At 49.7% G+C, this 318-nt stretch carries 2 tRNA genes; both read left to right on the top strand.

Annotated elements, in window-relative coordinates:
* Positions 1–77: transfer RNA gene (locus tag QN359_RS19870), tRNA-Pro, on the top strand.
* Positions 78–125: 48 nt separating this feature from the next.
* Positions 126–202: transfer RNA gene (locus QN359_RS19865), tRNA-Pro, on the top strand.
* Positions 203–318: the final 116 nt, after the last annotated feature.

Here is a 318-nt window from a genome sequence, read left to right as displayed (position 1 = left end):
CGGAGTGTGGCGCAGTCCGGTAGCGCACCTGGTTTGGGACCAGGGGGTCCAAGGTTCGAATCCTTGTACTCCGACCAGAATTGAAGTAATCAAGAAATACGCAGCATCGTCGTAAAACAGTTTTTCGGAGTGTGGCGCAGTCCGGTAGCGCACCTGGTTTGGGACCAGGGGGTCCAAGGTTCGAATCCTTGTACTCCGACCAAAATAAAAAGGATCGTTGAAAATTTCAACGATCCTTTTTTCATCAAAAATCTGACTAGGGTTTGAAACCCCGGCCTTCAGAGGCTGTCGCAAAAGCCTGATGGACGCTTTTTTTAC

It is taken from the genome of Undibacterium sp. 5I2 (assembly GCF_035019605.1).
Classification (GTDB): Bacteria; Pseudomonadota; Gammaproteobacteria; order Burkholderiales; family Burkholderiaceae_D; genus Undibacterium.
The sequence above is the reverse complement of the archived record's forward strand: the minus strand, read 5'-3'. Positions and strand labels throughout refer to the sequence as shown.